Origin of the sequence: Nocardia carnea NBRC 14403 (assembly GCF_000308515.1) — a bacterium.
GTDB classification, from domain to species: Bacteria; Actinomycetota; Actinomycetes; order Mycobacteriales; family Mycobacteriaceae; genus Nocardia; species Nocardia carnea.
Genome location: NZ_BAFV01000125.1, coordinates 93,626 through 113,657, shown reverse-complemented (window position 1 = coordinate 113,657; position 20,032 = coordinate 93,626). Strand labels below are relative to the sequence as shown.

17 protein-coding genes are annotated in these 20,032 nt (G+C 70.3%); 10 read left to right on the top strand and 7 right to left on the bottom strand.

Features of this window, described 5'->3' with window-relative positions; translation table 11 throughout:
• Positions 1-9 precede the first annotated feature (9 nt).
• The gene (locus ON22_RS33290) at positions 10-1,116 is read right to left on the bottom strand and encodes a hypothetical protein (protein WP_156052211.1); all 1,107 of its coding nucleotides are present in this window, start codon (positions 1,114-1,116) and stop codon (positions 10-12) included.
• Positions 1,117-1,349: 233 nt separating this feature from the next.
• On the opposite strand from ON22_RS33290, the gene ON22_RS33285 reads away from it, so the two are divergent.
• On the top strand, positions 1,350-2,189 hold the full coding sequence (locus ON22_RS33285) for a glucose 1-dehydrogenase (RefSeq protein WP_033242463.1): 840 nt from the start codon (positions 1,350-1,352) through the stop codon (positions 2,187-2,189).
• On the opposite strand, the gene ON22_RS38325 is transcribed toward ON22_RS33285, so the two are convergent.
• Positions 2,138-2,875, bottom strand: coding sequence for a hypothetical protein (locus tag ON22_RS38325; RefSeq protein WP_231508032.1), 738 nt, complete (start codon positions 2,873-2,875; stop codon positions 2,138-2,140). The genes ON22_RS33285 and ON22_RS38325 overlap by 52 nt on opposite strands.
• Positions 2,876-2,999: 124 nt before the next feature.
• Between ON22_RS38325 and ON22_RS38320 the strand changes: the two genes are divergently transcribed.
• Positions 3,000-3,761 carry a cytochrome P450 gene (locus tag ON22_RS38320; protein ID WP_231508029.1) on the top strand — a complete coding sequence of 254 codons (762 nt, stop codon included), beginning with the start codon at positions 3,000-3,002 and terminating at the stop codon, positions 3,759-3,761.
• Positions 3,762-3,848: 87 nt separating this feature from the next.
• On the opposite strand, the gene ON22_RS33275 is transcribed toward ON22_RS38320, so the two are convergent.
• The 5 genes from ON22_RS33275 to ON22_RS33255 all read right to left on the bottom strand — a co-directional run bounded on the left by ON22_RS33275 (position 3,849) and on the right by ON22_RS33255 (position 10,333).
• A complete protein-coding gene (locus ON22_RS33275) occupies positions 3,849-5,381 on the bottom strand; it encodes an FAD-dependent oxidoreductase (protein ID WP_033241979.1) in 1,533 nt (510 codons plus the stop codon).
• Positions 5,382-5,445: 64 nt separating this feature from the next.
• Complete coding sequence (locus ON22_RS33270) at positions 5,446-6,342, bottom strand: glycosyltransferase family 2 protein (RefSeq protein ID WP_033241978.1); 897 nt, start codon at positions 6,340-6,342, stop codon at positions 5,446-5,448.
• Between the two features lie 4 nt (positions 6,343-6,346).
• On the bottom strand, positions 6,347-7,483 hold the full coding sequence (locus ON22_RS33265) for a glycosyltransferase family 2 protein (protein ID WP_231508027.1): 1,137 nt from the start codon (positions 7,481-7,483) through the stop codon (positions 6,347-6,349).
• Between the two features lie 281 nt (positions 7,484-7,764).
• Complete coding sequence (locus ON22_RS33260; RefSeq protein WP_033242461.1) at positions 7,765-8,652, bottom strand: polysaccharide pyruvyl transferase family protein; 888 nt, start codon at positions 8,650-8,652, stop codon at positions 7,765-7,767.
• A gap of 289 nt (positions 8,653-8,941) precedes the next feature.
• Complete coding sequence (locus ON22_RS33255) at positions 8,942-10,333, bottom strand: aldehyde dehydrogenase family protein (protein ID WP_051158400.1); 1,392 nt, start codon at positions 10,331-10,333, stop codon at positions 8,942-8,944.
• Positions 10,334-10,457: 124 nt separating this feature from the next.
• On the opposite strand from ON22_RS33255, the gene ON22_RS33250 reads away from it, so the two are divergent.
• The 8 genes from ON22_RS33250 (at position 10,458) to ON22_RS38390 (ending at position 20,032) form a co-directional block, all read left to right on the top strand.
• On the top strand, positions 10,458-11,429 hold the full coding sequence (locus ON22_RS33250) for a glycosyltransferase (RefSeq protein WP_033242459.1): 972 nt from the start codon (positions 10,458-10,460) through the stop codon (positions 11,427-11,429).
• 43 nt (positions 11,430-11,472) lie between these two features.
• A complete protein-coding gene (locus ON22_RS33245; protein WP_033241977.1) occupies positions 11,473-12,693 on the top strand; it encodes a glycosyltransferase in 1,221 nt (406 codons plus the stop codon).
• Between the two features lie 84 nt (positions 12,694-12,777).
• Positions 12,778-13,770, top strand: coding sequence for a UDP-glucuronic acid decarboxylase family protein (locus tag ON22_RS33240; RefSeq protein ID WP_051158410.1), 993 nt, complete (start codon positions 12,778-12,780; stop codon positions 13,768-13,770).
• A 170-nt stretch (positions 13,771-13,940) separates the two neighbouring features.
• Positions 13,941-15,563, top strand: a complete 1,623-nt coding sequence (locus tag ON22_RS33235) for a carbamoyltransferase family protein (RefSeq protein WP_033242457.1) — start codon at positions 13,941-13,943, stop codon at positions 15,561-15,563.
• Complete coding sequence (locus ON22_RS38395; RefSeq protein ID WP_033241976.1) at positions 15,560-17,059, top strand: HAD-IIIA family hydrolase; 1,500 nt, start codon at positions 15,560-15,562, stop codon at positions 17,057-17,059. The genes ON22_RS33235 and ON22_RS38395 overlap by 4 nt, the downstream gene beginning before the upstream one ends.
• A complete protein-coding gene (locus tag ON22_RS33225; RefSeq protein ID WP_033241975.1) occupies positions 17,056-18,099 on the top strand; it encodes a glycosyltransferase family 9 protein in 1,044 nt (347 codons plus the stop codon). Before ON22_RS38395 ends, ON22_RS33225 begins: the two co-directional genes overlap by 4 nt.
• On the top strand, positions 18,096-18,659 hold the full coding sequence (locus tag ON22_RS33220; protein WP_033241974.1) for a D-sedoheptulose-7-phosphate isomerase: 564 nt from the start codon (positions 18,096-18,098) through the stop codon (positions 18,657-18,659). The genes ON22_RS33225 and ON22_RS33220 overlap by 4 nt, the downstream gene beginning before the upstream one ends.
• Complete coding sequence (locus tag ON22_RS38390; RefSeq protein ID WP_033241973.1) at positions 18,656-20,032, top strand: PfkB family carbohydrate kinase; 1,377 nt, start codon at positions 18,656-18,658, stop codon at positions 20,030-20,032. Before ON22_RS33220 ends, ON22_RS38390 begins: the two co-directional genes overlap by 4 nt.

The window sequence follows — 20,032 nt, the reverse complement described above, 5'->3', positions numbered from 1 at the left end:
GCCGCCGGTTCACGGCTCTTCCTGATCACGCTGCCGATCGACCCAGCTGCGGCGTTCCCGGTCACGGTAGCCGTAGGTGGCCTTTCGGACGGTGAGATCGTCCTCCAATCCCGACCCGACCGCACCGGCCACGGTGCCCAGGGCGCTCGCCATCGCGGCAATGGTGAGGTAGTCGCGCAGGCCGACCGGGCCACCGAGCACGGTCTCCAGGTAGGACGGCGGGATGATGAGAGCTACTGCGGCGCAGGTGAACAGGAAGAGTACCGAGTAGAACACCACCGCGCCGAGGGCGACCGTGACCGCTGTTCCCGTATTGCGGAGCCGGATATCGCCTACCCGGATCGAGTCCCGGAAAGTCTGCCGTTCCCACAGACTGTGGCCCACCACGATCCACACCGCGAGCGCGGTGACCGCCACGAGGACCACTCCGGTGAGCCGGAACCCGCCCAGCGCGGTCGCCAACTGCCAGATACTCGAATAGAGCACGCCGAAGGCGGTACCGGCCAATGATCCGGCCAGGGCCGAGGACAGTCCGACGAACAGCCGCCAGGGCCGGTTCGCGCGCACCATACCGGCGAGCAGACCGGCGAAACGGGCCGCGCCGCCCCGCTCCACGAGGATCGCGCCGGCACCGTCGTCGACGATCCGGACGCTCCGGAAAGGTGCCCGGGTGGCGGCCTCCTGACCGGGGTGCGCGGACGTTCCGGCTCCGGCGCGTAATGCCCCGACGATTCCGGCCGCCAGTTCCCGCAGCCGGTACCGCAAGCGGAGGCCACCGAGCGCCGGTAGCGGTATGAGGGCGACCCGGTGCTGCAGGTCCAGCGACGCCAGCACGACGCGGCCGTCACTGCGCATCGGCAGATCGGTCAGGCACAGGGCGAGATCCCAGGAGGTGTTGCGGACATGGCGCGCGGCCTTGTCGATGACGTATTCGATATCCGGATACATCGCCTCGAAAGGGTCGTCGAGAACCTCCACCCGCCACTCGGTTCGGTCGTCCTCCCGGGCCAGCGCCGCGGGCAGGGAGTGCGCCAGATCGCGGGCGAGGCGCGCGGGGAGGTCCGGATCCGCGACCACGCCGATGACCACAGTGCCGGGACCCGAAGTTTCTGTCACCACATCCTCCTGCTCACGCGTGATCGACGGCCGGGTGGGCCGTTCCTCGAGTGACGCGCTTCCCGATCGGGGCGCACCCAAACACCCGGCCCGGCCGGCGACCACGCAACCGCACACCGCGTTGACTGCCGGATCACGCGGACCGGTTTCGAACGCGGCGCGGCGGCAATCCCGTGCTCGACCGGTACGGCATCGATACGGCGGTCCTCGTTCGCCACGGAAGGAGCACAGCAATGGGGTTCCAGGAACAGCAGCAAGAGGTGCCCGGTGTCCAGTCGCGGATGACACCGATCCCGGATTGCGGCGAACTGAGTTACCGGGGCAGCGGGAAGCTGACCGGTAAAACGGCCGTCATCACCGGCGGCGACAGTGGGATCGGGCGGGCCGTGGCCATAGCCTTCGCCCGCGAGGGCGCCGATGTCCTGATCTCCTACCTCGACGAGCACGACGACGCCGCCGAAGTGGGCGCGCTGATCGAAGAGGCGGGGCGCCGGGCGGTACTGGTGCCCGGCGATCTGTCCGATCCGGCGCACTGCCGGGCGGTGATGGACCGCGCGGTGGAGGCCTTCGGCCGGATCGACATCCTGGTCAGCAACGCGGCCTACCAGATGACGCACACCACCCTCGAGGAGATCAGCGACGAGGAGTTCGATTACACGTTCAAAGTGAACATCCACGCCTACTTCCACCTGGTGAAGGCCGTCCTGCCGCATATGCCCGCCGGCGGGTCGATCATCGGCAGTTCCTCGGTGAACTCCGATACCCCCTCCCCCACATTGGCGCCGTACGCCGCCACCAAGGCCGCGATCGCCAACTTCTCCGCCAGCCTGGCGCAGCTGCTCGGCGACAAGGGGATCCGGGTCAACAGTGTCGCGCCCGGGCCGATCTGGACACCGTTGATCCCGTCGACCATGCCCAACGAGAAGGTCAGCGCGTTCGGCGACGACACACCGCTCGGTCGCGCCGGCCGGCCCGCCGAACTGGCGCCCGTCTACGTGATGCTCGCCTCCGACGACGGCAGCTACGTTTCCGGCGCGCGGATTGCCGTGACCGGCGGTCGGCCGATCTTGTAGAGCGGGGGGCGATTCTGTAGAGCAGCCACGCCGGACGGCGGACCGGAACGGCGCCACTCGAAACCGTCATTGTTTCGGCGGGGGCGGTCCGGGTACGCGCCCCGGACCGGCAGGCAGGCAGGCAGGCAGGCAGGCAGGTCCGGCTGATCTGCAGGCTCGCAAGTTCGCAAGCCGACAGGTCCACAATCGGCAAGGCGGCGACGGCAACAGAAGGAGAGGGAATGGCCGATGTGCATGCGCACCGATTGACCGGGCTCCGAGCGGCAGCCACGTTGGTGGACCTCGGTTTCCCTGCAATCAGCTCCGGCGTGATCGCGCGGCGCCGGCCCGTGCTGGGAATGCTGGAACGGATCCAGGCCGACGAGCGCGCGGCGCGGCGGTGGGAGAAGTTGCGCGCGGAGTTCGGCCGGGGGCCGGTGGAACTGGTCGTGCCCGGGCGCCGGGTGATCGTGATACTCGACCCCGACGATGTCGGCCGGGTGCTGGCGGGCGCGCCCGCCCCGTTCGATCCGGCGAACCGGGAGAAACGGGCTGCGCTCGAACAGTTCCAGCCGCACGGCGTGCTGGTATCGCGGGGGCCCATCCGTGAACGGCGACGGGCCGTGAACGAGGCGGCTCTCGATACCGGCGTACCGCTGCACCAGCTGGCAGAACCGTTCGCGGCGAAGGTGGCCGACGAAGCCCATGACCTGCTCGGACAGGCCGGTCGGCGCGGCGTCATGGACGCAGCGGATTTCACGGCCGCGTGGTGGCGGCTGGTGCGCCGGGTGGTGCTGGGTGAACGGGCCCGCACCGACGATGCGATCACCGATGAGCTGTGGGGCGGCGAACTGGTCGTTCGCGGCGCCACCGTTGCGGAAACGGCGGGATCGATTCCTGGCCCGGCTGTACGACTACGCCGAGCGCCCCGAGCGCGGCAGCCTGGCCGGCGCACTGGCCGATATCCCTGCGGGCGGTGCGATCGATCCGGTGGGCCAGATGCCGCAGTGGCTGTTCGCCTTCGATGCGGCGGGAATCGCGCTGTCGCGGGCGCTGGCCTTGCTCACCGAGCATCCCGACCAGTACGCCCGGGCCCGGGCCGATGCCGAAGAGCCGGAGCATGCGCGGCTGCGGCCGTATCTGCGGGCGTGTGTCCTGGAATCGATCCGATTGTGGCCCACCACCCCGGTGATCCTGCGCGATACCACCGAGTGGACCAGGTGGCGCACGGGTTCCGAACAGTTCGCGCTCGAACCCGGCGCGGCGCTGTTGATCCTGGCCCCGGCGTTCCACCGCGACCGGCAGCTACTGCCGTTCGCCGACAGCTTCGCACCGGAGATATGGATCGACGGTCGCGCGGAACAATACCCCCAGCTGGTGCCTTTCAGTGCGGGTCCGGCCGAATGCCCCGGCCGGAACCTGGTGCTGTTCGTCACCAGCTCACTGCTCGCCCATCTGCTGTCCGGACCGGAATTGCGGTTACGCTCGCACGATCTCGCCCCGGGCACTCCCCTTCCGGCCACCCTCAACAATTTCGGGCTGGAGTTCGGGATCGAACCGGCGGGGTTACGGAGCGTCGCTCCACCGCGTTGAGGCTGTTTTCCGCGCCGCCGTATTCACCGCGGCGCGAGTTCGGGGCCGGTATTCCCGCGCCGAGTTGTACTGCGGGATATGCGCCGATCAGTCGTGGTCCGGATCGATCGGGTCCAGCGCGGTGGTGGCCGGGCCTTCCAGGACATTGCCGTCGATATCGAACCGCGACCCGTGGCACGGGCAGTCCCAGCTGGTTTCGGCATCGTTGAACGCGACCACGCAGCCGAGATGGGTGCAGACCGCCGATACGGCGTGCAACCGGCCGTCGTGGTCCCGGTAGACCGCGCTGCGCCGGCCGGAGCGGCGCATCACCGCACCGCTGCCCGGGGCGAGGTCGGCGGCGGAATCGACGAAGGTACTCGGGGCGAGACGGTCGCCGATCAGATGGCGGCCCACCTCGAGACCGGATTTCAGCAGTGTGCCGGTTTCGACGCGGGGATGCAGGCGGCGTGGATCGTAGATTGCGGCCCACGGTAGTGATTCACCGGCCAGTTCGGCCGCGAGCAGCCGGCTGCCCATGATCGCGTGTGTCATCCCCCAGCCGCCGAATCCGGTGCTCACATAGACGTGCCGGGTTCCGGGATGGAAGCGGCCGATATAGGGAAGGTCGTCAGTGGTGGTGTTGTCCTGTGCGCCCCAGTGGTAGTCCAGGGAGTCCACCGGGAAATGTGTCCGCGCCCAGCCGGCCAGCCGGTCCACGGCGGCCGCGGTCGATCCCACGCCGGGCCGCATATGTTCGCCGGTGACGATGAGCAGCCTGCGGCCGTCACCGTAGGGGGCGGTGCGGACGGAGCGGGTGTTCTCCTCGGGTGTGATGTACATACCGTTCGGGTCGGCGCCGGCGGCCAGCGGACCGGCGACCGCCAGTTCTCGCCGGGGCTGCAATCGCGTGAAAAGCAGTGCCCGGTCGAATATCGGGTAGTGCGTCGCGACCACTACGTCGCGGGCGCGCACTGTGGCACCGTGCTCGGTGGTCAGCCGGCAGGGGTCGCCCTCGTCCAACCCGACCACCCGGGTCCGTTCGTAGATCGCTCCCCCGGACCGGATCAGATGCTCGGCGAGGCCGAGCAGATATCGCCGCGGATGGAACTGGACCTGATCGTCCACCCGGATCGCGGCGGCCACCGGGAACGGTAGTCCGGTCTCGGTGACCAGCGATGCCGGCAGCCCGGCCGCTGCCGCCGCCGCGACCTCGGCCCGGATGGTCGCGACTTCGTCCACGCCGGTGGCATAGGTGTAGGACGGTGCCCGTTCGAGTTCGCAGTCGATTCCCAGATCGGCGGCCGTACGCACCAGATGTTCCACGGCGTCCTGCTGGGAGCGGGCGTACAGATGCGCGGTATCGGCGTCGAACGACGAGCGCAGCGAGTCGTACACCAGAGTGTGCTGCGCGCTGACCTTTGCGGTGGTGTAGCCGGTTGTGCCGCTGACGATACGGTCCGCCTCCAGCACGGTGACCGACCGGCCGGTGCCCGCGATCTCCCAGGCGCAACACAGTCCGGCGATACCGCCGCCGATCACGGCGACATCGGTGGCGAGGTCCTCGGTGACGCGTGGATACGCGGTCGGCCCGGTCGAATGCATCCAGTACGACTCGGCCATTCCGGTTGGTGCGTTCATGCGGCGCGGATACCCGGGACCCGGGCTTCGACACTTCGCCCGGAACAGCTCCGGCAGACCCGGTTCAGCCGACGTAACGCCGGGCCGGTGAACGCGCCTGGGATTCCTCCAGCAGTACCAGACCGGCCTCCACCTCGGCCGGCACCACCTCGCGTTCGCGCACCACCCACGGCATTCCGCGCAGTGCCGCCAGCACGGCGCGGGCCGTTGCGGCATCGGCAGGTGCGGAGCGCAGTACGGCGGCCGTCCGGCGGGCCGCGCTGCGCACCGGGCGGCGTAACCACAGCGTCCACAGGGTGTTCCGGATACCGAGACCGCGGCGGCCGGTCGAATCCCGGAGTACCGAGGGGGCGTGGTGGATCACCATGTCCTCGATCCAGCACATCCACCAGCCGTGTGCTGCCAGGTCGAGTGCCAGCAGTTCTTCTTCGCCACCGAACCACAGCCGCCGGGAGAACCCGCCGACCTCGCGGAACGCGCTCACCCGGAACGCGGACAGGGCGGCCATCACGCCGAGCAGCGCCGGGCCCGGCAGCCACTCGGGGCCGGGCACCGGGGAGTCGCGCAACTCCGGCGTGATCGGATCCTCGTGCAGGCCGGGGGCGACCAGGCAGCGCCCGGTCACCGAACCGAGACCCGGATACCGGTCGAGCAGATCGGCGGCACGGGTGAGGGCCCCCGGCTGCCACTGGGTGTCGTCGTCGCAGAACGCGACATACGGGGTGCGCACTCGCTCCACGGCGAGATTGCGGGCGAGTGCGCCCAGGTTCTCGCATGCCCGGATCACCTCCACCGACGGGAACGCCGCGGATACCGCGTCGGCTGTTCCATCGGTGGACGCGTTGTCCACCAGAATGATCGGCGCCGCGTCGGGGAGGGTGGTCATCTCGGCGAGTGTTTCGAGCAGTTGTTCCCGGCGGTCGCGGGTCATGATCACCACGGTGATGCGGTCCGTGCCCATCCGATCACTTCCTTTCCTCGGCGAGTTCCAGCGTTGCGGCACCCCGCTCGACCTCCGGTGGCAGCCGGCGCCGCTGCGCCAGCGCCCACGGCAACCGACGCAGAACTCCGGCCACCACCGGGGCCGTCCGTGGCTCCCGGACGGCGCGTGCGAGCAGGCGGGCCGTTTCCGCCGCACACCTCCGCAGCGGGCGGCGCATCCAGGTGATCAACGCGTTGTTGCGCTGTTCGGCGCGCCGGCGCCACTGCGACGGCGGCCGCTGCGCCGAAGGGTGATGGTGGGCGCGGATATCGGCCACATAGCAGAGCTGCCAACCGGACGCGGCCAGATCGAGCGCCAGCAGTTTTTCCTCGGCGCCGAAATGCAGCAGCGGGCTGAACCCGCCGACTCCCAGGTAGGCCTCCTTGCGCACGATCGCCGCGCAGGCGAGAAACCCGAGAATCGAGGGTCCCGGCAGGTCGGCGGAAGGCCCCAGCGGGCTGTTCGCCATCAATTCGTTGACGGGATCGTCCCGGTCGGCGGCACCGACGAGGGTGCGGCCCGCGACCAGACCGAGCCTCGGGCAGGCGTCGAACAGCTTTTCCGCGCGGGTCAATGCCTCACCGGCCCACCATGAGTCATCGTCGCTGAACGCGACATACGGTGTGTGAGCTTTTTCGACGCCGAGATTGCGAGCCGCCGCACCGAGATTGCGCGGCAGGCGGATCACCGTCACGCCGGGGAATGCTGCGGCCACGGCAGCGGTGTCGTCGTCGGACGCATTGTCCAGCACCATGATCTCCGGACACGGCCGCAGCGTCCGGAGCTCGGTCAGGGTGCGCGCCAGTTCGGGGGCTCGGTTCCGGGTCGCGATCACCACCGTGGTGCGCGCTCGTCCACCGGCGACACGACCTGACTCGCCGGCCGCGGTCATCGCCCTGTCCGCCACGGTACCCATCCCCTCGGCGACAACAGGCCCGGAGGTGCCGCCGAGCCGGGGTTCTGGTTCGGAGCCGATCGCGGAACCGGATTCGTCGCTGCCTGTGTCTTCGAGGCCGACACCCACCTCCCTCGCCGCGTTTCCGCAGGCTGCTGCTTCTTGTCCCCGGCCGATAGCGGCCGCTGTTCGGTCGTCTTTCGCGGCTGTCTCGCTGTCGCGCATGGACTTCTCCGCCCAGACACCACCGGATGTCCCTGCCTCGGCGGCATGTCCACTGCCCTCGGAACCAACCGTGGTCCTGGTCGCGCGGCCGACGGCGATGTCCGGGCTTTCGGCAACGGCAGCTTGCGATCCGTCACCGGCAGGGGTCTCCGGACCGCCATCGGCCCTTACCGGCGCAGAGTCCTTTCGGCCCGCCCCTGCGCCGGTGCCGGCCACGGTTTCGGCAGCGCTGTCGGTGGTGGGCCGTGGTGGGTGGCCTTGCGTCGTGTTGCCGGGCTGGCTCATGCGGAACGTCCCGGCAGTAGTTCGTCGAGCAGAGCGGACGCCAGGGAATCGGCGGCCGGGAACTCGTTGCGGCGGGCGTGTTTGCGACCCGCGGCCGATAGGCACCATTCCCACCAGTGGTCGACCACATCGGTGTCGAGAGCTTGTTCTGCGGGAATCAGGGCGGGCCAGCCCAGGGCAGCCGCCTGCGCGGTCACCTTTCCGCCACCGGCTACCGGGTCCACTGCCAGAACGGGGACACCGGCCCGCAAGGCGAACACGAGACCGTGAAGCCGGGTGGTGACCACCGCGTCCAGACGCGCGAAAACCGAGGCGAGCTGGTCGGGGGTGCGGCAGTGGCGCCAATCGTCGCCGGCGAGCCGGGTGTCCAGCGGTAATCGGGCGCAGTCCAGACCGTTCAACCAGCGCTCCAATGCCTCGTGCACCGATCGGTGCCGACGCGCCGGCCCGTATTCCGCCTGTCCGGGGGCGAAGACCACGCCGATCACCGGAACGGTGCCGGTGCTCGCCGATACCGACATATCCGGCCGCGCAGTGCCCGGGTCGTCGCGCGGCAGCACGCGGTGGAATCCGGTGACCGTCGCATCGGCGGGGTCGACTACCGTGACACCGACGGCGATGCGGCGGCAGCTCGCATATCGTTCGTGCAGGGTACGGACCTGTTCGCCGTGCGCCGGGCCGCAGACGAATACGAGATGCGAGTAGCGGCCGGAGTCGGCATCGTCGAGGTGCAGTGCCTCGGGCCGGAACCCGGGACTCCACGCTGTCTCGTACGGAATCCCGGCCCCGGCCAAGGTCTCGCCGACGCGGCGCATGCTCAGCACATCCCCGGCCGTCGCTTCCCCGTGCACAAAGCTGGACCATCCGGTCACCAGTACGCGCATGGTGCGCACTTACCCGGTTCGCCCCGCGCCAATCCGGCCACCGGTGCAGCACAGTGATCCGGCCCCTGCCGCACGACGTCTGCCGCGAGCGGCGATCGCATCACGGTCGAGTGTTGTCGGTTTCGGGGCGCTGCCCGCCCGGCAGTGGGCCGCGGGCCGCGCATGTGTGCCCGATCGACCACCGAGTCTGCGATTTGTTCACGCCGGACGAGGCCCACGTGACCGGGCCCGGTGCAGCCCGCTGGCACCGGCGGCAGAGCGCCGCTGCAACAGTCCGGCACCGGACCGATCACCGGGGTGGCGGTTGCAGGTGGACAACCTTCGTCAGGGTCATCTCGTCGAGTAGTTCGGGGCCGTAGCCGTAGCCGCTCCCGCTGGCGCCGCGGGGGTGGGCGGCGCCGCCGGGCGCGCCACCGAACACCGCGTTGATCTTCACCGTGCCGACCGGCAGCTGCCGCCACGCGGTTTGGGCGTTGGCCATCGAGGAGGTGAGAACGGTCGCCGCGAGCCCGTAGTCGTCTCGTGCGGCTTCGGCGAGCCCCTGGTCGAATGTCGGGACGACCCGTACGGATGCGACCGGACCGAAGGTTTCCTCGCGCATGACCCGCATCGCGGGGGTGCAGCCGGTCAGAACTGTCGCCGGGTAGTGGGCACCGGGTCCGTCCGGCACGGTCCCGCCCGTCAACGCCCGGGCGCCGTCGGCCACCGCTGCACGCACCTGAGCGTGTACCTGCTCGCGATGGCGGCGATCGACCAGTGGGGCCGGGGTCCAGGAGCGGGCGGCGCCGGCCAGCGCTGCCAGGAAGGGTTCGGCGATCGCCTCGTGGACGAAAATTCGTTCCACGGCAACGCAGATCTGCCCGGAGTTGGCGAAGGCGCCGAGCGCGGCCTGTTCCGCGGCCCATTCCGGATCCACATCGGCGTCGACGACGAACGCATCGTTACCGCCGTTCTCCAGCAGCACATGCGCGCCGGTCGCGGCTGCGCTCCGGGCGATCGACCGGCCCGCAGCGGTACTGCCGACATGTGCGATGAGGTCGATATCGTGATGAGCGGCCAGGGCCGCGCCGACGGTGCCGTCGCCCTGCAATATCTGCAGTACCCCGTCCGGCAGCATGTCCGCGAGGAGTTCACCCAGCACGGCGCCGGTATGCGGGGCGCGTTCGCTCGGCTTGTACAGCACCGTGTTACCGGTGACCAGGGCGGCGCCGAGCAGACCGCAGGACACCGCGACGGGATCGTTCCACGGTGTCAGCGCCACGACCACGCCGCGCGGTTCCCACACCATCAGATCGGTGGCGTCGATATCGCCCTGCAGGCTGCGGCCCCGGTGGACCGGGCCGAGTTCGGCGTACTGTTCCAAGGTCGCCGCACCGGCGGCAATTCCCTCGGCGCCCTCGGCCCGCGGGCGACCGGTTTCGGATTCGGCGAGCGCGGCGATCTCGTCGGCGCGTGCCCGGAGCCGGCCCGCACCCGCACGTAGCGCCGCGGCACGTTCGGCCGCCGGGGTGCGCGCCCAGTGCGATTGCGCGCGGCGGGCGACGGCGACCCGCTGATCCACTTCCGCGATTCCGGTCATGGGGATCATGCCCACGGCGCCGCCCGTGGCCGGGTCGATGATCTCGATCGTGTCGGTTACCGGGTACCGGATGGGTTCTGTGACAGTGCTCGGTCCGCTCATGCCTCCCGGCTTTGCCGAGAACGGCCGGTTCAAACACCGCTGCCCGGCCGCGCGGGAAACGATCGGTATCTGCCGCTGGATAGCGGAAGGTTTGAACCGGCGAGAACCGGCAAGAGCTACCGACATGATCGAGACGAGGCAGCTCAGGGTTCTGCTCTGGCATGTCCACGGCTCGTGGACCACATCGTTCGTCCGAGGCCGGCACCGATATCTGCTGCCGGTGGTGGCGGGCGGCGGACCGTGGGGCCGGGGCCGGTGCGGCCGCGACTGGCCGGCCGCCGAAGAGGTCCCCGCGGACGCACTTCGCATGGCCGAACCCGACGTGGTCGTGCTGCAGCGGCCCGAGGAAATCGACCTCACCGAACGCTGGCTGGGCCGCCGGCCGGGTGTCGATATCCCGGCGATCTATGTCGAGCACAATGCTCCCCGCGACGGGGCGGCCACCAGTCGGCATCCGCTGGCCGACCGCACCGATATCCCGCTCGTGCACGTCACCCATTTCAACGAGCTGATGTGGGACAGCGGACGCGCGCCGACCAGCGTGGTACCGCACGGCATCGTGGACCCCGGCGCGCTCTACACCGGGGAGTTACCGCACGGGGTCGCGCTGATCAACGAGGCCCGGCGCCGCGCGCGGGTCACCGGTAGCGATCTGCTGGCCGATTTCGCCCGGGCCGGGCCGGTCGATCTGTACGGGATCGGCGCCGGCGAGTTCACCCCGGCGGCGCCCACCCTGCATCCGGTGCGCGGTATCGGCGATTTCGCCCAGACCGAACTGCATGCCGAGATGGCGCGGCGGCGGGTCTATCTGCACACCGCGCGGTGGACCTCCCTGGGCCTGTCGCTGCTCGAAGCCATGCACCTGGGTATGCCGGTGGTCGCCCTCGCCACCACCGAGGCGGTCGCCGCGGTACCGCCGGAGGCCGGTGCGACCTCCACCGATATCGCGGCCCTCACTGCGAAGTTCCACGAATTTCTGCATGAACCCGATCTGGCGGTCCTGGCGGGTAAGTCGGGCCGGCAGTTCGCTCTGGAGCACTACGGGCTCGGCGCCTTCCTGCGCCGGTGGGATGTGCTGCTCGCCGAAGTCACCTAGCCGAATACTCGAGGCCTCGAGCCGGGTCGGAAAGGGCGTACCGATGAAGATCGCGATGGTATCCGAACACGCCAGCCCCCTCGCCGCGCTGGGCGGTGTCGACGCCGGCGGGCAGAACGTCCATGTCGCCGAACTGGCCGCGGGTCTTTCCCGGCGAGGGTACGACGTCACCGTCTACACCCGTCGCGAACAGCCCGATGAGCCGCGCACCGTGACGACCGCACAGGGATACCGGGTGACCCGGGTCCCGGCGGGCCCGCCGCAGCCGCTGCCCAAGGATGAACTCCTCCCGCATATGGACGAGTTCGGTGCGTATCTGCGCGCCGAATGGCAGCACCGGCCACCCGATGTGGCGCATGCGCATTTCTGGATGTCCGGGCTTGCCACCCTCGCCGCCAGCCGGCCGCTCGGTATCCCGATGCTGCAGACATTCCACGCGCTCGGGGTGGTGAAGCGCCGCTACCAGGGCTCGAAGGACACCAGTCCGGCCGGCCGGGTCGAACTCGAACGGCGTATCGCCGAACAGGCCGACCGGGTGATCGCGACCTGCACCGACGAGGTGTTCGAACTGGCCCGTCTGGGCCTGCCGCGGACCCGGACCTCGGTGATCCCCTGCGGTGTCGACCTCGAGCGGTTCACTCCGGACGGTCCGCGCGCGCCCCGGTCGGGACGGTATCGCATGGTCAGTGTCGGGCGGCTGGTGCCGCGGAAGGGTTTCGATATCGCGATCACCGCGCTCACCGGGCTGCACGATACCGAGCTGCTGCTCGTCGGCGGACCGGACGACGGCAATCTCGCCGACGATCCGGAGGCGATCCGGCTGCTGGCCCTGGCGGACGAGCTCGGCGTCCGCGACCGGGTGCGGCTGCTCGGTCAGGTGCCGCGGGAGGATATGGCCCCGCTGCTGCGCTCGGCGGATGTGGCTGCCTGCACCCCGTGGTACGAACCGTTCGGCATCACCCCGCTCGAGGCCATGGCCTGCGGAGTCCCCGTGGTGGCGGCGGCGGTGGGCGGCCTGACCGACACGGTGGTCGACGGTGTCACCGGAACGCTGGTCACCCCGCAGGCACCCGACGAGCTGGCCGACGCGGTACGCGAACTGCTGGATTCGCCGGCGACCAGGCAGCGGTTCGGCCGTGCCGGGCGTGATCGTGTCCGGACACGCTATTCGTGGGATCGGATCACCGTGGAGACCCTCCGCGCTTACCACCGGGTGGCCGCTGCCACCGCGACTGCCGGAGCAGAGCGGGAACAGGCCCAATAACAACCGCACACCCGTGACGAGTCAGGGCAGACAACAGGATCCCGCCGACCGATCGGCGGCCCCGCTGCCCGGGTAGGAGTGGATATGGCCCGAGACCGTGAACGTGCGCTGGTGACCGGCGGTGCCGGTTTCGTCGGTTCGCATCTGTGCGCGCATCTGCTCGATACCGGTACGGCCGCCCTCGCGCTCGATAATTTCGCGACCTCGGCACCGGACAATATCGCCGCCCTGCTGGACCGGCCGGGCTTCGAATTCGTCCGCCACGATGTGACCGAGCCGTTTCCCGAGATCGGTTGCGTCGATATCGTCTTCCATCTCGCGTCCGCCGCTTCCCCGCCGGATTACCTCCGTCTGCCGCTCGAGACGCTGCGGGCGGGATCGCTGGGCACGGCCAATGCGCTCGAGCTCGCGGAACGCCACTGTGCCCGGTTCGTGCTGGCCTCCACGAGCGAGGTGTACGGCGATCCGGGTGTCCATCCGCAGCCCGAGAGCTATTGGGGTCATGTGAATCCGGTGGGCCCGCGCAGTGTCTACGACGAAGCGAAACGGTACGCCGAGGCGCTGACCATGGCCTACCGCCGCGAGCGCGGCGCGAACACGGCGATCGCCCGGATCTTCAACACCTACGGGCCCAGGATGCGGGCCGACGACGGCCGGATGGTGCCCACCTTCATCGCCCAGGCGTTGGCGGGGGCACCGCTGACCGTCGCCGGGACCGGCGAGCAGACGCGGTCGCTCTGTTATGTCGAGGACACGGTGCGCGGGCTGCACGCGCTGGCGAACTCCGGGCATCCCGGTCCGGTGAACATCGGCAACCCGCACGAACTGTCCGTGCGATCGCTGGCCGAACAGATCCGCGCGGCGCTCGGGAGCCGGTCCGCATTGGAGTACATCGACGGCGCAGTCGACGACCCGCAACGCCGGTGTCCGGATATCACCTTGGCACGACGTGAACTCGGCTGGGAGCCGCGGGTCGACCGTGCCGAGGGGCTGCGCCGCACGATCGACTGGTTCGCCGGGCGCACCCTGCCACCGACGCACGCGCTGAGCCCGGTGGCCGGCCGTTCGCCGCAGTGAACCTCCGGTGCCTGCGCGCCGCCGCAGACCGGCGTAATCGCGACGCTGAGCGATCCGCGCAGTCGCCACTGAGTAACGAGCGAGGCGTCCCGGTTTGGTGCTCACCACGCCGGGTAGCGCCTAGAACGAATCGGCGGGCCGAGCCCGCGTTCCGAGTGGAAAGGCAGCCGGTGCGCATATTAGGTGTGAACGCAGTGTTCCACGATCCCGCGGCCGCGGTGGTCGTGGACGGTGAAATCGTCGCCGCCGCCGAAGAGGAACGGTTCAGCCGTCGTAAGCACGGTAAGCGGCCCGTGCCGTTCTCGGCGTGGGAGATGCCCGAACAGGCCGCGGCCTGGTGCCTGGAGCGGGCCGGCCTGCGGCCCGAGCAGCTCGACGCGGTCGGCTACTCCTACGACCCGGGCCTGGTCGATCATTCGCTGGGTGGTCTCGATGCGTCGAGTGAGGAGACCCGCACCGATTACGCGCGCCGGGCGCCCGCTTTCCTGCGCACCGCGCTGCCCGGCCTCGACCCGGCGATCGTACGTTTCGTCCGCCACCATGTCGCGCATGCGGCCTCGGCCGCACTCGCCGCTCCGTTCGACGATTCGGCCGTACTGGTGGCCGACGGCCGAGGTGAGAGCCAGTCGTATCTGGCCGGCGAGTACCGGGACGGCAAGTTCGTCGAACTCGCCGCCCAGCGGCTGCCGCATTCGCTGGGCCTGCTGTACGAGGATCTCACCGAACATCTGGGTTTCGCCCGCTCCAGCGACGAGTACAAGGTGATGGCCTTGGCGTCCTACGGTACGCCGCGGTTCCTCGATCGCTTCCGGGAACTGATCTACACCACCGCCGACGGCGGTTTCCGCACCGAGCCGGTGCGCTGGGACGATTTCGCGCCCGCCGTCACCGGCGGAGAACTCGGCCGTGACCACGCCGATCTGACGGCGAGTGTGCAGCAACGGCTCGAGGAAGTACTGCTGGAGCTCACCTCGTGGCTGCACCGGCAGACCGGCCAGCCGAATCTGACGCTGGCCGGCGGTATCGCACTCAACTGTGTGGCGAATACCCGGCTGCACGCCGAAGGTCCCTACGACCGGATCTGGGTACAGCCCGCGGCGGGTGATGCGGGTACCGCACTCGGCGCGGCACTGCAGCTGGCCGCCGAATTCGGGGAACGCGGTGCCGCGATGCGCGGGGCCGATCTCGGGCGCGAATGGTCCGCCGCGGAGCTCGAATCCGTACTGCGCACGGCACAGGTCCGCTACACCCGGCCCGCGGATATCGCGGACGAGGTGGCGGAGGCGCTGGCGGCGGATCAGGTGGTGGCCTGGTTCCAGGGCCGGGCCGAATTCGGTCCGCGCGCGCTCGGGCACCGGTCTCTGCTGGCGCATCCCGGCCGGGCGGCCAACCTGGAACGCCTCAACGATGTGAAGGGCCGCGAGCAGTTCCGGCCCGTCGCGCCGATGGTGCTCGCCGAGCGTGCCGCCGAAATCTTCCATCGCGGCCCCCTGCCCAGCCCGTACATGTTGTTCGTCCACGATGTGGATCCGGCCTGGCGGGAACGGATCCCGGCCGTGACCCATGTGGACCACACGGCGCGAGTCCAGACCGTCGATCCCGCGGACAGCCCGCTGACGGCGCGGATGCTCACGGAATTCGAGCGCCGCACCGGACTGCCCGTCGTGGTCAACACCAGCCTCAACACCGCCGGACGGCCGATGGTCGATTCGCCGCGCGATGCCCTCGAATGTTTCGGTTCCGCGCCGATCGACCTCCTGGCTCTCGGCCCGTTCCTGGTGCGTCGCCGATGAAGGGCCCGGAGCTGGACTACAGCATCGTCATCCCGACCATGGGCCGGGACAGCCTCTGGCTGCTGCTGGAAGCGCTCGCCACCGCCACCGGCCCCGCACCGCGGGAGATCATCGTGGTGGACGACCGCCGCGAGAGTGCGGAACTCACACTGCCGCAAGACCTTCCACCCGCGCAGGTGATCCGCTCCGGTGGCCGGGGCCCGGCCGCCGCGCGCAATGCGGGATGGCGGCATGCCACGGGAACCTGGATCGCTTTCCTCGACGACGATGTACTCGTCGCCCCCGATTGGCCGGCGCGGCTGGCCGGTGATCTGCTCGGACTCGACGACACCACGGGGGCGTCCACGGCACGCATCGAGGTCCCGCTGCCGCCCGATCGCCGGCCGACCGACGACGAACGCGGTACCGCGGGCCTGGCGACCGCGCGCTGGATCACCGCGGATATGGCCTACCGCCGATCGGCCCTCGACGCGGTGGGCGGATTCGACGAACGGTTCCCCCGCGCCTACCGCGAGGACGCCGATCTCGCGCTCCGGGTCTGCCTGGCCGGTTACGCCATCGCGGAGGGCGAGCGGGTCACCGTCCACCCCGCGCGGAACTCGGGGCCGCTGGCCAGCCTCCGCGCGCAGCGCGGGAACGCCGACAATGCGCTGATGCGGCGCAAATTCGGCGCCCACTGGCGCCGGCGCATCGGCGAAGGTTCCAGCCTGCTCCCCCGGCACGCCCTCACCACCGCGCTGGGTGCGGCGGCCGTGGGTGCGGGTATGGCCGGACGGCGCCGTCCCGCACTGGGATTCGCCGCGGCCTGGGCCGCGCTCACCGCCCAGTTCGCGATACGCCGAATCCTGCCCGGACCCCGCACGCCCGGCGAGATCGCCCGGATGACCGTGACCAGTGCACTCATTCCCCCGGCCGCGTGCTGGCATCGGCTGCGCGGTGAACTGCGGCACCGCCACGCGACCCATCCCGCACCGCATGCGCTGCTGTTCGACCGCGACGACACCTTGATCGTCGATATCCCCTATCTCGCCGACCCGACCGGTGTGCAGCCGGTCCCGGGCGCCGCGGACGCACTCGGGATGTTGCGCGCGGCCGGCATCCAGCTCGGCGTCGTGAGCAACCAGTCCGGCGTCGCCAAAGGGCTGATCACCCCGGGGCAGCTGGCAGCGGTGAATCGGCGGGTCGAGGAACTACTCGGCCCGTTCGCGACCTGGCAGGTCTGTGTGCACGGCGAGCACGACGGCTGCGCCTGCCGTAAACCGGCGCCTGCCATGGTGCGCCGCGCCGCGGCCGATCTCGGTGTCGAGGTGGGCCGGTGCGTGCTCATCGGTGATACGGGGGCCGATATCGCCGCCGCGTTATCGGCCGGGGCGCGGGCCATTCTGGTGCCCACCGCGCGCACACGTCCCGAAGAGGTGCAGCGGGCGCGGGCCGAGGCGCAGGTCGCGCACGATCTCACCGAGGCGGTCCGATTGGCCTTGGCAGGTGCGTCATGACAGGCCGAGTACTGGTGGCGCGGATGGACAACGTCGGCGATGTCCTGCTGGCAGGTCCGTGTGTCCGTGCGGTCGCCGCGGGCGCCGGCCATGTCACCCTGCTCGCCGGACCCCGCGGCCGCGCCGGAGCGGAACTGCTACCCGGTGTCGACCGGATCCTCACCTGGTGCGCACCGTGGATCGACCCGGAACCGGCGCCGGTCTCACCGGCCGATACCGGTGCCTTCGTCGATCGGCTGCGTGCCCTCGAACTGGATCGCGCGCTGATCCTCACCTCGTTCCATCAGTCGCCGCTACCGCTCGCACTGCTGCTCCGAATGGCGGGGGTCCCGTGGGTCGGCGCGATCTCCGAGGACTATCCGGGTTCGCTGCTGGATCTGCGGCACCGGGTCGAGGGCGATCCCCCCGAGGCCGAGCGCGCACTGTCCCTTGCGACGGCGGCCGGGTTCCGGTTACCGCCCGGTGACGACGGGAAACTCGCCGTCCGCCAACCGCTCCCGGATACCCGCGCGCTCACCGGCAGGCCCGGTTATGTGGTGGTGCATCCCGCCGCGTCGGTACCGGCCCGGCAACCGTCGCCCTTGCGGTCGGCGGCGATGGTGACCGCGCTCATCAGGGCCGGTCACCGGGTGGTCGTGACCGGAGGTCCCGGCGACCGGGCGCTCACCGCCGCGGTCGCGGGAAACCATGCCGTCGATCTCGGCGGGCGGACCGGCCTGCCCGAACTCGCCGCCGTGCTCCGCGACGCGACCGTGGTGGTGGCACCGAATACCGGCCCCGCGCATCTCGCCGCGGCCGTCGGTACGCCGGTGGTCTCACTGTTCGCACCGGTCGTGCCCGCCGCACGGTGGGCGCCCTACGGCGTTCCGGTGATCGTCCTCGGCGACCAGGCGGCACCGTGCCGCGACAGCCGGGCCCGGGACTGCCCGACCGCGGGGCATCCGTGCCTGGAATCGATCACCCCGGATCGGGTGGTGCAGGCGGCGGAAGAACTCAGCGCGGACCGGGGTGGGGGTCTGCAGACAGGAGGTGTGTCGTGATCGAGGAACATTTCGCGGCGCTGTGCACAGCGCTGCAGCGCACCAGTTCCTTCGCTCCGAAGATCAGCGGATGGGGGCGTGAGCTGGCCGCCGTGCTCGACAACGGTGGCCGGTTGCTCGCCTGCGGTAACGGCGGCAGCGCGGCGGAAGCCCAGCACCTGACCGGCGAACTGGTCGGCCGGTTCCACCACGAACGGCAACCGCTGTCGGCGATCGCCCTGCACGCCGATACGTCGGCGGGTACCGCGATCGTGAACGACTACGGCGGGCACGAACTGTTCGCCCGTCAGGTCCGCGCGCACGGCCGGCCCGGTGACGTCCTGGTCCTGTTGTCCACCAGCGGTACCAGCCAGAATGTGGTGGCCGCCGCGAAAACCGCCCAGGAGCTCGGTGTCAGTACCTGGGCGATGACCGGGCCGATGCCGAATCCGCTGGCGGCGCTGTGCGACGACGCGATCGCGGTGGAAGCCGCAACCACCGCCACGGTGCAGGAAGTGCATCTGGCGCTGGTGCACGCCTTGTGCGCGGCGCTCGACGAGGCATTGGGGATTCCGGCATGAAACCGCTGGTCGTCCTCGGCGATACCCTGCTCGACGTCGATATCGAAGGCGCCGCCGACCGGCTCTGCCCCGAGGCGCCGGTACCCGTGGTGGATGTGGAACGCCGCTGGCTGCGCCCCGGTGGCGCCGGGCTGGCCGCCCTGCTGGCCGCCCGGTCCGTGGCCGAGGTCACGCTGATCACGGCCCTCACCGAGGACGACGGCGGGCGCAATCTCCTACGGCTGCTCGGCGAAGAGGTCGATGTCGTGCCGATGGTGTTGCGCGGGGAAACGGTGCGTAAGACGCGGGTGCGGGCGGGCGGCCAGTCGCTGGTGCGGCTGGACACCGGCGACGGTACCGCCGATGCCGGGCCGGTGAGTTCGGCAGTGGTGCGGACGCTGCGGTCGGCCGGGGCGATCCTGGTCGCTGATTACGGCCGCGGGGTGGCCGCGCATCCGCGGATCCGGCGCCTGCTCACCGAGCTCGCCCGGGCCGTGCCGGTGGTATGGGACCCGCATCCGCGCGGACCGGCGCCGACAGCGGGCGTATCGCTGGTCTCACCGAATCTGAACGAGGCCCGGCAGTTCGCGCCCGGCTACGCGGAACCCGACGAACTGGCGAAGGTCTTGCGTGACGAATGGTCCGCCGATTCGGTTGCGGTTACGCTCGGTTCGTCCGGCGCCGTCCTGGCCAACGGTAAACGGCTGGCGACGGTTCCCGTCCCCGCGTCGATCCGCAGCGCGGACCGTATCGCGCCCGATACCTGCGGTGCCGGCGACCGGTTCGCGTCCGCTGCGACGGCGGCGCTGCTGGACGGATCGACGGTGGCCGAGGCGGTGACCCATGCCGTGGCCACGGCCGCCAGGTTCGTCGCCACCGGCGCCGCCACCACCCTGTCGACCTGCGACGCCCCCGCGGCGACCGCCACTGGGGAATCCGATACCGCCGGGTCGGCATTCGAACTGGCCGCGGCGGTCCGGGGCAGGGGCGGACGGCTGGTGGCCACCGGCGGCTGTTTCGATCTGCTCCATCCCGGCCATGTGAGCCTGCTGCGCCAGGCGCGGGCCATGGGCGACGCGTTGATCGTCTGCCTGAACTCCGATGATTCGGTGCGCCGGTTGAAGGGCCCGAGCCGGCCGATCGTCGCCGACCGCGACCGCGCCCGGCTGCTGCTCGAACTGTCCTCGGTCGATGCCGTCGCGATATTCGACGAATCCGCGCCGAGCGCGCTGCTGGATCGGTTGCGGCCCGATATCTGGGTCAAGGGCGGCGACTACGCCGAGGCGGAACTGCCCGAAGCCGAGGTGGTGCGCCGGCACGGCGGCGAAATAGCGCTGATCCCCACGGTCCGCGGTTATTCGACGACTCAGCTGGTCAGCCGGTCTCGCGGCTGA